General features: G+C 41.2%; 11 protein-coding genes. 5 read left to right on the top strand and 6 right to left on the bottom strand.

The window, feature by feature from the left end; translation table 11 throughout:
* Both FZC40_RS07190 and FZC40_RS07185 read left to right on the top strand, forming a co-directional pair.
* Positions 1-1,454: glutamine synthetase III family protein (locus tag FZC40_RS07190; protein WP_148603226.1), on the top strand; the 1,454-nt coding region annotated here is incomplete at its 5' end.
* Between the two features lie 185 nt (positions 1,455-1,639).
* Positions 1,640-2,863: an SHOCT domain-containing protein gene (locus tag FZC40_RS07185; RefSeq protein ID WP_186843721.1), complete on the top strand. Its 1,224-nt coding sequence runs from the start codon at positions 1,640-1,642 to the stop codon at positions 2,861-2,863.
* Between the two features lie 122 nt (positions 2,864-2,985).
* On the opposite strand, the gene FZC40_RS07180 is transcribed toward FZC40_RS07185, so the two are convergent.
* Positions 2,986-3,237, bottom strand: coding sequence for an RDAC family protein (locus tag FZC40_RS07180; protein WP_148603224.1), 252 nt, complete (start codon positions 3,235-3,237; stop codon positions 2,986-2,988).
* Between the two features lie 238 nt (positions 3,238-3,475).
* Between FZC40_RS07180 and FZC40_RS07175 the strand changes: the two genes are divergently transcribed.
* Genes FZC40_RS07175 through FZC40_RS07165 form a run of 3 tightly spaced genes read left to right on the top strand, consistent with a single transcriptional unit; the run spans position 3,476 to position 6,343 of the window.
* On the top strand, positions 3,476-3,931 hold the full coding sequence (locus FZC40_RS07175; protein ID WP_148603223.1) for a VOC family protein: 456 nt from the start codon (positions 3,476-3,478) through the stop codon (positions 3,929-3,931).
* Between the two features lie 44 nt (positions 3,932-3,975).
* Positions 3,976-5,532 carry an FGGY-family carbohydrate kinase gene (locus FZC40_RS07170; protein ID WP_148603222.1) on the top strand — a complete coding sequence of 519 codons (1,557 nt, stop codon included), beginning with the start codon at positions 3,976-3,978 and terminating at the stop codon, positions 5,530-5,532.
* Between the two features lie 43 nt (positions 5,533-5,575).
* Positions 5,576-6,343 carry an SDR family NAD(P)-dependent oxidoreductase gene (locus tag FZC40_RS07165; RefSeq protein WP_148603221.1) on the top strand — a complete coding sequence of 256 codons (768 nt, stop codon included), beginning with the start codon at positions 5,576-5,578 and terminating at the stop codon, positions 6,341-6,343.
* A 273-nt stretch (positions 6,344-6,616) separates the two neighbouring features.
* Here the strand turns inward: FZC40_RS07165 and pdxA are convergent, their stop codons facing one another.
* The 5 genes from pdxA to FZC40_RS07140 form a co-directional block, all read right to left on the bottom strand.
* Positions 6,617-7,618 carry a 4-hydroxythreonine-4-phosphate dehydrogenase PdxA gene (gene pdxA, locus FZC40_RS07160; protein WP_148603220.1) on the bottom strand — a complete coding sequence of 334 codons (1,002 nt, stop codon included), beginning with the start codon at positions 7,616-7,618 and terminating at the stop codon, positions 6,617-6,619.
* Positions 7,619-7,731: 113 nt separating this feature from the next.
* Positions 7,732-8,757, bottom strand: a complete 1,026-nt coding sequence (locus FZC40_RS07155; protein WP_148603219.1) for a sensor histidine kinase — start codon at positions 8,755-8,757, stop codon at positions 7,732-7,734.
* Complete coding sequence (locus tag FZC40_RS07150; RefSeq protein ID WP_148603218.1) at positions 8,754-9,425, bottom strand: response regulator transcription factor; 672 nt, start codon at positions 9,423-9,425, stop codon at positions 8,754-8,756. The genes FZC40_RS07155 and FZC40_RS07150 overlap by 4 nt, the downstream gene beginning before the upstream one ends.
* 261 nt (positions 9,426-9,686) lie before the next feature.
* Positions 9,687-11,705: an ABC transporter permease gene (locus FZC40_RS07145; protein ID WP_148603217.1), complete on the bottom strand. Its 2,019-nt coding sequence runs from the start codon at positions 11,703-11,705 to the stop codon at positions 9,687-9,689.
* The gene (locus FZC40_RS07140; RefSeq protein ID WP_148603216.1) at positions 11,692-12,459 is read right to left on the bottom strand and encodes an ABC transporter ATP-binding protein; all 768 of its coding nucleotides are present in this window, start codon (positions 12,457-12,459) and stop codon (positions 11,692-11,694) included. Before FZC40_RS07140 ends, FZC40_RS07145 begins: the two co-directional genes overlap by 14 nt.
* Between the last annotated feature and the right edge of the window lie 198 nt (positions 12,460-12,657).

Here is a 12,657-nt window from a genome sequence, read left to right as displayed (position 1 = left end):
CCGGCCGGACTCTGTTTGGCGCAAAACCGCCCAAAGGCCAGGAAATGGAAACCCATTACTTCGGGCGTATTCGTGGCCGCGTAGCCGCTTACATGGCCGATCTCGACAAGGAATTATGGCGACTGGGGATTGCTTCCAAAACCCGTCACAACGAAGTGGCTCCTTCCCAGCATGAAATGGCGCCTATTTTCACCAATACAAACGTTGCCACGGATAATAACCAGCTGGTTATGGAATTCATGCAACGGGTAGCCTATCGTCATGATCTGGCCTGTCTGCTTCATGAAAAACCCTTTGATTTTGTCAACGGTTCCGGAAAGCACAACAACTTTTCGATGTCCACCAATACCGGCGAAAACCTGCTGACTCCCGGGGATGATCCGGTCAACAACAAACAGTTCCTGCTTTTTCTCTGTGCCACCATTGAGGCTGTGAACAAATACAGTGAAATGCTGCGGATTACCGTTGCCAGCGCCGGCAATGATCACCGTTTGGGCGCGAATGAAGCTCCTCCGGCGATTGTTTCCATTTTCCTCGGCGAACAGCTGACCGCCGCACTAAAGTCCATCGAAACAGGCAAACCGGTTACCGAAGCGAAAGACCTCGTGCTGGAAATGGGTGTCAGCACCCTGCCCAAACTGATCATGGATGCGACTGACCGTAACCGAACGTCACCATTTGCCTTCACCGGAAATAAGTTCGAATTCCGGATGCTGGGTTCCAACCAGTCCATCGCTGGACCGAACATTACCCTCAACACCATCGTCGCCGACGTTCTCTGCGACTATGCCGATGTTCTGGAAAAAGCCGATGATTTTGATACCGCTCTGAGTGCCTTGCTGCAAAAATCCATCAAGGAAAACAAACGGATTGTTTTCAACGGCAACAACTATTCTGAGGAATGGGTTGAAGAAGCCGCCCGACGCGGCCTTCCCAACCTGAAAACAACACCGGCAGCTTTAGCTGAATATGCTTCCGAAAAGAATGTCAAATTATTTGCCCGACACAATATTTACACCCCAACGGAAGTACACTCCCGTTATGAAATTCATCTGGACGAATACAGCAAAACCATCAACATCGAAGCCCTGACCATGCTCAACATCGCCAAACGTGAAATTTCACCGGCTGTTGTCACTTACACCAAAGAGGTTTGCGACACCCTGCTGGCGAAAAAAGCCTGTGGCGATTTCATTGATGTCTCTGCCGAAGCAACCCTGGCCGAACGACTCTCCAAACTATCCGGGGAATTCATCCGTTCCATTGACGATCTGGAAAAAATTCTGGCCGCTGCTCAGGACACCGCATCAGCTCAGGCTGAAGCCACCTATTACTGTGATCAGGTCATCCCCGCAATGGAAGAACTTCGCAAATTTGCGGATGAACTTGAAAGTCTTGTTGGCAAGAAATACTGGCCATACCCAAATTACGAAGATATTTTATTCTACGTTTAATTAACATTTGTTGAAAGCCACTAAATATCTAATCTTTTATATAAGATAACACCTCTTTTAACAGCCTTACGGATTAATCCGTAAGGCTGTTTTATTCACATGCTGAACATTTCTTGTGGTTGCTATTTTTGTCATCCTTATGTAAAATGGAACTATATTATTCAACAAAAAAGGAGAATATAAAGATGGGATTAAAAGATCTATTTAAAGACGTTACCGATCTGGCAAAAGATAGTATTGATTCAATACAGGCAGATTTAGCACTAAAAAAAGAAGAACAGGAACGTTTAAGAGCAGATATGGAACAACGGGTTAAAAGCTTTACCGATACCCTGATGGAACAGCTTCTAAAACCAATTGAACCAGCTCCCAATCCTTTCATCAATTCAAGTGATGATGTGATTGTTTCTTTTACTAAGAATTTTTTCGAAAAGCTTCTATTGCCCGCCAATAGTTCATCAGCTACGAAAATCGACATGCATCCCTATGAAGACAAGGTTATAAAAACTGTTTTAAAAAATTTTCCAACTTATAGTCTTCAGGAAAAGTTTTTATTTCAATTCAAAGATTCTAAAGGCCAGATTGTTCTGCTAACAACCAACAATCTTTATTTTAAAGTAATTTTCCCTGAAAATCATTCTTTTTTTGCTGTGGGCTCTGTTCCGAAAGAAAAAATCTATGACATCACCATTAATTCCGCTGATGAGCAATTCAAGATTCTTATTAATAACATTACTTTAATCACTACACCAGTGGATGAGGTTGAAAAATTCGATACCCTCACCTTAACCGAATATCTCTATCGCATTAAAAACAATGATTTAGCCATTAGCGATGACCAAGCCAATGTATTTATTCAATCTAAATTAGACCAAACCACATCAGAGATTGTTAAAACTTTTCTCACCCCCGATGAAAAGATCATCTATTTTGCCTGGGGACTGGATAATCCCGGTTCTAAAAAATTTCTAACCTGCACCGACAAAAAAATTATTCTCTATGACCGGGATTTAAGCGATAAAAAATGTTTTGATTATGATGAAATCCTTTCTCTGACAACCAAGCCGAGCACTGTTTCCTTCTTAGATTTGTCCCTGACATTGGGTATGAATCCCAATGAAACGGAAATAAAAACAGCCGATATTATTGAAACAATCAGTTTTCTCTTTTCACGGGAAGCTGAATATTTGGTCCAAATATATCAAGAGCATAAAATTAAAGATAGTGTAAAAAAGGACGAGGAAACGTCAAGCAAACAACAGGAGGAATCATTTTATACGCAACAGCCTTCTGCCCCTGATGAGGATCCCATTGCAATGATTGAGAAGTTATCTGTGCTAAAAGAAAAAGGGATTATTACTGAAGAAGAATTTAATCAAAAAAAACAAGAGCTATTGGCAAAATTATAAAATAATAATCTTTTAATTTGAAAAGATAAATTTCAATGCCAGCATCAAGGTTGCAGCGTGGAACCTTGATGCTGGCATTAATATTTTTTTGTGTAATTTACGATGCTATTCTTTGCAATATTTTAAAACGAACGGTCTTTCATCCAGAATGATTTTTTGTCCCAGCTATATACAATTTCAGCTTTGATCTCGGTAAAATAGTCATCAATCAGTTTGTTCAAGTCATCCAGATCCTCAAAACTGTTATCCGGTTTCAGTGATTCAATCCACATACTTTGCCCACCGCAGGCATCACTTAAATGAACTTTGTAATCAAGCTTATTTTCTTTAACCCTATTATTTAATTCAATGATCTCATTCCATGTAATAACCATTTTCAACCCCTTCTTTCTTAAATGATTTGTTAGTTACAATACTAAGTTAATTCTCTAAAGATGTCAAATCATCTCGGAATTTTTCAATAACAATAACCATTCCTGATTTTAAAAAATTATTCCATCTAAATCAGCAATTACCAGCTACTGAAAATATTTTCTATATTGAATTTATTAAAATCAAGCATAAAATTAGAATGTAAACGGTTTTATTTGCCTATTAACAGGAGGACTAATCATGAGTGATAAAATTATTTGTGGCTGCAACCACTTCAGCATTACGGTTGGAGATATTGACCGTTCGGTTAAATTCTACACCGAAGTCATGGAAATGACTTTTGAAAACATTCGTTATAATGTAGACTTGGCCTACATTAGAAAAGTTACCGGTTATCCTGACGGTATTCTTAATGTAGCTTTTGTATCCTGTCCCGGTTTACGACTGGAGCTCATCCAGTATGTTGAACCGAAAGGTGTCGTGCTGGATGTCAGTCCGCATAATATCTGCAGCAGTCATATTTGCTTTGCTACAACAGACATTGTTAAAGCTTATCAACGATGTAAAGATAATAATATTCCCACCAGAAATGAACCAGCCTATATTGATAATGGACCAAGCACAGGCGCTTATGCTTTCTATTTACTTGATCCTGATCATTACAATATTGAATTATTTCAACCAGCTGCCAAATGACAGGTATTCTCTTTAAATTAATTAAATTATTAGGAGGAATAAAGATGGTAAAGTATGTTGTAGGTATTGATGCCGGAACGACCGGTTCTACCGTAATGATTTTTGACCTTGAAGGTAATCTTATCGGCACTGGTTACAGAGAATATTCATGTAAATATCCTCATCCTGGTTGGGTTGAACAAGATATTAATGATCTGTGGGCAGGTATTTGCGAAGCTGCTAAGGAAGTATTAATTAAAACAGAAGTAGATCCTAAAGAAATCGGTTCTTTAGGAATATCCAGTCAGCGTGGAACTTTTGTACCGATTGACAAAGACTGGGTCCCCCTGTGTGATTCAATTGTTTGGTCAGACGGACGTGCCAATGAAGAAGTTAAATGGATTGAAGAACATGTTGGACGTGATCATTATCATGAAGTCAGCGGCGATCCGCTGTCAGGCATGTGGGCTTATGCTAAATATAAATGGGTTAAAGACAAACGGCCTGATCTTTATAAAAAAGCATGGAAATTTGTGAACGGTCAGGAATGGCTGCTGCACAATTTGGGTTCAGAGGAATTGTTTACGGATCCATCATCATTAGCACTCAACGGTATGCTGGATGTAAAAACGCTGGACTGGTCCGACGAACTTCTGGACGCGATCGGAATTGACAAAGATAAACTTCCTCCGGTAAAAACATCGATGACACAGGTTGGCGTTATTTCCAAGAAAGCTTCCGAATTAACCGGATTTGCTGAAGGCATGCCCATCTGCTGTGGCGGTGGCGACCAACAGTGCGCAGCAATTGGCTCAGGCGTTATTCGAGAAGGTTTAGCCGAAATCACAATCGGGACGGCCGCTGTTATGGTCGCTCATGTAGACAGCCCCAAACCGGATGTCAATCACACTGTTTTGTTTGGAGGTCATGCGATGCCCAACAAATGGGATATGGAGGCATTGACCTTTGCTGCCGGTGTTACTTTACGTTGGTGGCGTGATACCTATGGTCAACCCGAAAAAGAAGCTGCAAAAGCTTTGGGCCTGGATCCCTATGATCTCATTACGCTTGAAGCAGAAAACGCACCGGTCGGGTGTAAAGGATATCTGTTCATGCCCTTTTTCAACAGTCAGGTTTCACCCTACTATCATGATAATGCCACCGGCGGTTCGTTGGGATTGACTCTTGCCCATGACCGTGGAACGATGGCTCGCGGTGTTATGGAAGGTGTTATTTACGAACTACGAATGAGCGTGGAAGCGATGGAAAATGTCTTAGGTCGACCTTTTGAAGCCATTCGATTGTCAGGAGGTGGCGCAAAATCAAAATTATGGTGCCAAATGCAGGCAGATGTTTATGGACGTCCTGTTGAAAAGCTTAACGTGTCAGATTGTACAACATTAGGCGCTGCCATATTGGGAGCTGCCGGCGCCGGTGTCTTCAAAAACATTGAGGATGCTGTAGATAAAATGGTTCATACTTTTGGTATTATTGAACCAAATATGGAAAATCATAAAATATACACGGATATGTACAATATTTTCAAAGATACCTTCCTGGCCTTGAAAGCTGCCGACATTTACAATAAATTGGCAGCTGTATCAACGAAATACTGGGGCTAAATCCAACATCTAAAATGAAATATCAAGAAGGAAGGCTGTTATAATGGTTAATATAAGTCTAAAAGATAAAGTTGTCATTGTCACTGGCGCTGCCAGAGGAATCGGACGCGCTATTGCCTTAAAAATGGCTGAGGCAGAGTGTAAGGGACTGGTTGTTAATGACTTGAGAATTGACGACCATGCAAAGTCACTGAAAAAAGAAGCTGAAGCTTATGGCACGGAAGTCCTTTTAATTGCAGGAGACATGAGCAATGAAGAAGATGTCAAAAAAATGATCAATGCCGCTGTGGATGAATGGGGACGATTGGATGTGATGGTGAATAACGCCGGCATATCCAAATCAAATGACCTGTTCGGAACATCTGCAAGCGACTGGGATCTCGTTATCAATATCAATATGCGATCGGCATTTTTGGGAACAAAATATGCGGCGGCCTATATGAAAGATCATGGTGGCGGTACGATCGTCAATATGGGGTCAATTGCCGGCATAACCGGTGGAAATACGAGTCCAGATTACGGTGCTTCCAAAGCCGGGATCATCGCTCTGACAAAATATGCCGCCAAATTTTTGGCACCCTACGGTATCCGGGTCAATGCCCTTGCCCCTGGAACCATCTATACCGACATGATCAAACGCAATTTTGAAAATCTCACGGATGAAGCACGAGAGCAGCGCCTGTCCGCCATTCCCATGGGAAGGATGGGCGATCCGGATGAAGTCGCCACGGCTGCACTGTTTTTTGCTTCCGACCTTTCAAGCTTTATCACCGGTGATTCGCTGATGATTACCGGCGGCAGAAATACCTAAACATACACTTACCTTCCTGAGTCTGAGTTCTTTATCATCCTCAATGCGTATTCATGGATGATACCCCATTCAGACTCAATCAAATTGATAAATGCCGCTATGGAAAACTGACAAAAATGACAAACCGATATTGCCCCAATGATGATGTTTCGAGATAAAACAGGCTCCCCCTGTTGCCTTGATATGCATAACCAGATAATCAATTGGTGTCAAATGGTTTGTCTTTTTCTATTATTTCGAATACGATCCATACTTTCGCATCCGTATTATCCACTATTTTTTCTGTCTAAAATTCGGGGCGTACTCAACCGCCAGACGGATGGCTTCAATCATACTCACCGGGCTGGCAAGTCCCTTTCCAGCAATATCCAAAGCCGTTCCATGATCTACCGATGTCCGTAATATCGGCATGCCGATGGTGAGTGATATCGTTTTTTCAAAATCAACCATTTTAGTCGCAATATGTCCCTGATCATGATATAAAGACAGCACTGCATCGTAAGCACCTTGCAAAGCAAAATAAAAGACGCTGTCCGCACCGATGGGTCCGTCAATATCAATTCCCTTTGCTCTTGCCGCTTCAACTGCCGGCATCACCGCATCGACTTCTTCCCGTCCAAACAAGCCATGCTCTCCGCTATGGGGATTAAGCCCGGCTATTGCAATATGGGGATTTTTGATGCCTAAGATTTTCAGTGCATCAACGCACTGATCAATAAAAACCGCCAAATTATCTTGTGTTACCAGATCACAGGCATCTTTTAATGACACATGCCGGCTAAAAAAGAAGACTCTCAGATTATGCACCTGAAACATGGTTAACGGATTCTCGGTTTTTGTCAATGCGCCAATTATTTCAGTATGCCCGATATATGGCACTTTTGCCGCTTTCAATGATTCCTTGTTAATCGGTGTGGTCGCCAGTACATCCGCCCTTTTTTCCAGGCACAACTGAGTTGCCTTTACGATATATGCATAGGCCGCCTGACCGGTCATCCCCTGCACTTCACCTGTTTTTAACCGATCCATTGAAATATTCTTAAGATCAATCAGATTCAGAATCCCCGGTTCGTATTTTCCGTCAGCAGGATCCTTTACAACATTGATCTTCAATTTAAGATTGCAAAATTCAAGTGCCTGCTGCAATACATTTTTATCACCGACAATGATGCATCTGGCTTTTTCCTGAACCATCGGATCAGTTAACGCCTTCACGATAATTTCAGGCCCGATTCCGGCAGCATCCCCCATGGGTATCGCTACGATAGGTTTCATTGATTTCTCTCCTTTTATTTGTTTTCATAAGCGTTTTCAAAAACTACCGTGAACTTCGCAATCACCTAATTTATTTTCTCTTATTTGTGAAAGCATCGATAGTTTCACCAACGTCAAACATCATAATAATCGTTCCAGACGGAAAAATGGACGGATACCTTTGTTCCGTTTTCATAATCAGAAAAGATGGCAATATGATGGCCCAGCTTGCGCGCAATCTTCTGGCTCAGGTAAAGTCCAAAACCCGTTGCAGCCTCAAATTTCCGGCCATTATTACCAGTGAAATTTTTATCAAAAACACGCCGGATATCCTCTTCTTTGATACCTGGTCCCTGATCCGCAATGATCAGAACCGTTTCACTATCCTGCTGTTCTGCATAAATTCTTATTTTCCCATTTGGGTATGAATATTTAACGGCATTGTCGACAATTTGCTTGATGATAAAGCCCAGCCATTTTTCATCGGTGTCAATTACAAAATCAAGGTTATCTAACTGTAAATTCAGATTTTTATTCATAATGCTCGCATATTCCCGTTTGATGCATTCCCTAACAACCTTATCCAGTCTGGTGCTGTTGATCAGATAATCTTTCGCAAAATCATCCGCTCTGGAATAAAACAATGTCATCTGCACAAAGTCTTCAATTTTATCGATCTCATCCTCAATACTATACAGAACTTTCTCTGTTGGAGCATTTAAACTGTTTTCGATAATCAGCTTGGACGCTGCAATCGGCGTTTTTATTTCATGTACCCACATGGTAATAAACTCTGTATCCTCGATGCTTTTTGACTGGTGTTCGCTTAGCTTTCTATTGATCCCCCGATATTGTTTCTGCAGGAGTTCATGGTATATCCGTTGTTCCGAACTTGCCGGTGCTGGAAGCGAATTCACCCAGTCGAGGCCCTCGGTCTCCGATATTCTTTTGAGTTTTTCATAATAGCTCTTCTGGTACAGAAAGCCGATGATCAGATAAATGAGAAATAGGAAAAAAGATACTTCAATCACATACAACCCGTTGGACCGGCTAAACGGAACCGCTTCACCAACGGATATCACGACCCCGGCGAAAACAAACATCGTCATGTATAGCATAATCAGAAACTTTTTATCCACTAAATAATCTTTAAGCGTCATATCATATAACCCAGATTCTTTTTTGTTTCAATGACGTTTTCAAGGCCAAGATCCCTGAGCTTTTTTCTTAAACGCGTGATGTTCACGGTTAGGGTATTGTCATCAATAAAACTGGCATCTTTCCATAGACTTCGCATGATTCTTTCCCGACTGACTGGTTTTCCCCGGTTTTTAAGCAGCAGTGCCAGTATCTGGGCTTCATTTTTTGTGAGTTTCATACTGTTTTCATTAACGGACACCACCCCGCTGCCCCTGTTGAAAATCAGTCCTTCATGGGCAATAATATCCATTTCGGTATTATCATAGGAATAGGTTCGTCTCAAAAGCCCAGCGACCTTGGCAAGCAGAATGTCAATTGAAAACGGCTTGACAATAAAATCGTCACCGCCCATATTGGTTGCAATGATGATATCCATATCTGTGCTTTTGGATGAAACAAAAATAATCGGTACCTTTGAAAACAGCCGGATTTTACCACACCAGTAATACCCGTCATAAAAGGGCAGAATGATATCCAGCAGCACCAGATCCGGCTTGAACGCGATAAATTCAGGCAGGATATCGGAAAACTCCGTCACCGCTGCGGCATCATATCCGGCTTTCGACAGATTCTCCACCATGATGCCGGCGATTTTCGCCTCATCCTCAATCACCAATAATTTAAACAATAAAAATCACCCTTCCTTTTAAAGACAAGAACCTAAAGGTTGACGGTAAAATCGTCCCAGACTGTAGACAAAGTACTAACGCAGTACCGACAATTGTTATATCGTGTTGTTTGCATCAAGGCGAACAGGCGGTCAGCCTGTACGAATTGCAAGCAAACAACTGATTAACAATTGGTCGGTACGGGTTTGTCGACAACCTATGATGATAAAATCGTCCTTTTTCTCGTTACATTATACTTTATCCCAGGCCATATTCAAAAATTATTTTTCCCGGCCCCAGGCAATCCGCATGTAGCTATTGACCGACAAAAGATAGAAGCAGCAATAAATGAGGATATAAATTCCCACAATGATACCGGCGTTCAGCATTGTGTGCTGTTCTTTCGCGCCAAGGTCCATCATACGGTTGTACGTCAATAACGCAAAAGTAGAATGCAGCAAACCAACTGTCAGCGACAGTCCAAAAACAATGCCAAGCTGTTTTGATATGGATCTTTTAATCTCAGCCTTGTTCATGCCCAGTTTTTTTAATAGTTCGTACCGATTCACTTCCTCGTGAGCCTCAATAATTTGTTTATAATAGATGATGCTACCTGAAGCAAGTAAAAACAGAATGCCAATAAATAATCCAATGAATACATAGGCCCCGTACATTGAAAAAATAGACTTATAGACACTTATATAACTAAGATTAGCGATTCCCATCACACTGTTTGATACCGGGTTCTCCGGCACAATGCGATTCAATGCCGCAACCGTGTTTTCCGATCCCGCTGGATTGTCAAACATCATTCCCGTGAAGCTCACAACATCATCAGGTGCCGCCTGTTCGAGATACTGACTGTATGTTGCATCATTGATGACGATCGTCGGCCTTAGATATGAATCCATAAATCCGATATATTTATGCAGGGATACTCCAACAATATCAAAACCGGCGCACGCATTATCAAATTGTAGATTCATGACGCTTCCCGTCAGATTTTTACAGTAGTCTTTCTTTACATTACCATCGAGAAAGTAGCCTTCTCCGTCTTTTAAATCCATATTAAAATCCGTTTTAAGATTGTTGAATGTTCCTGTTTCCACATTCGTATCTCTGATAATTGACTGATATGTGCTTTGAGAGATAATATATCCATCGACGATCATTCCTGGGTTGTTGTCAGTTTCGGTTGAATATGTACTATTCTGTAGCTGAACTTTAATAATTTTAAACTGATTCGTTGATGTTACATTGACTTCGCCAGTTTGTTTGACGACTTCAAGCATTTCATTCAATTTTTCATCATCGATATTTTTACACATGTAGGAAAACGGAGAATAGTAAGGCACGGTGCTTTCCAGCGCTTTGTACATGGAGAAAGTGGCGCTCATCATAGTAACTGCTACGGCACATGTAATGGCAATCATACACAGCATTCTGGAATTTGCCTTGATGCGATACACAATCTGAGAGATACTGATAATATTTTCTGTTTTGTAATAAAATCCTTGTTTCTTTTTCAACGCCACCATTACCATTGGAATAAAGTTTTTAAAAAGCAGAAACGTTCCCAGTATGATGCAGACTAAAATCATCAGTGCCGGAATCATGAGTTTGATTCCCCCTTCATTGACATTCATGACCATGGCGGTAATATATCCCATGATAATCAGTACAATCGACAGCATCCCACCGACTACGGAATATTTCGGAGTTTTCTCCCCTTCCTTCTCTGCTGACAACAGCTCAATAAGTTTGTACCGGTAGATGGTTCGATAGGCATTAAGCGAACTGATCGTAAACAGAATCAGAAATACCATTACCGTTGTTATAACTGCCTCCCACTGAATTGAAAAAGTCACCGCAGTGCCGTCGGCCATGAGCTTCAATAAGATCATGGCAAAGAATCGTGAAAAAACCACTCCCAAAATCGCGCCGCATGCCGTTGCGATTAGTCCCATCATGATATTTTCATAGAACATCATCCGGCCAATCTGACTTTTTTTCATCCCCATCAGCGAATAAATTGCAATTTCCTTTTTTCTTGTCTTCACAAAAATATTATTTGAATACATCACAAAGATTGAAGAAAAACCGATGATGGCAATCGCCGCAGCACTAAATAAAACCGTTATCTTACCGGCTCCAAATCGGTAACTTGAAAATTGCGGATTAAAATAGATTGAACAGAAAATGCTGAAGATGGTTACCGCAAATGTGGTGCTGATCAGATAGATCAAATACGTTCCAAATTTCTTTTTTATATTGTTCAATGCAAGACTAAAAAAGTTCACTGTTATCCCCCCCTAACGAAGACAGGACTTTTAGGATCTTGTCAAAAAATTCCTTTCTGGTTCCGGTATTGAATATTTCCATAAACAAAACCCCATCCTTGATAAAAATAATCCGTTTGCAAAAGCTTGCCGCAAAGGCGTCATGGGTTACAAGCATAATTGTTGCCTGATTTTTTTCGTTGAGCCTCTGCATGCATTGCAGCAAATCCTTCGATGATTTAGAATCAAGGGCACCCGTTGGCTCATCGGCAAGAATCAACTCGGGGGAGTTAACAATCGCCCTGGCCGCAGACGCTCTCTGACGCTGGCCGCCTGAAACCTCGTAGGGGTATTTTCCCAAAATATCTCCTATTCCCAATTCAGCCGACACATTCTTAACCGCCGCCTCAATTTCTTTCAGACTTTTTTTTGATAAAATCAGCGGAAGGGCGATATTCTCTTTTAATGTCAATGTATCCAACAGATTGTAATCCTGAAAAATGAAACCAAGCTTACTTCTTCGGAAATCGGAAAGCTCCGGTTCTTTAATCCGGCATATATCCTGTCCCCCAATCGAAATTTCACCGGCCGTAACGGTATCGATTGTCGCAATGACATTTAGCAGCGTTGACTTTCCTGCTCCAGACGGACCCATAATCCCTACAAACTCACCCTGTTCGATTTCAAAACTCACCCCATTAAGTGCTGTTGATACACTTCCACCCTGTGTCGAACCATATACTTTTTTTACATCACTGACTTTTAATACTGGCATAAAACGCCTCCAATCATTTACTTTATAATAAGTCTATCATCAATGTTTTTCAGGTGCCATCGATTAACCTTACATAATTGATGGTTTGACCTTTCACTTTTGTAAGGTCATTCCGTTCGTTCCAGTAAGGATATGTTTATTCATTTTATTTTCGCCAAAAAAGCGAAAAATCATGGCATACACCATAATTTTTCGCTT

The organism is Acetobacterium tundrae, assembly GCF_008086615.1.
GTDB classification, from domain to species: domain Bacteria; phylum Bacillota; class Clostridia; order Eubacteriales; family Eubacteriaceae; genus Acetobacterium; species Acetobacterium tundrae.
Note: the sequence above shows the minus strand (reverse complement) of the source record. Positions and strands in the feature narration are given on the sequence as shown.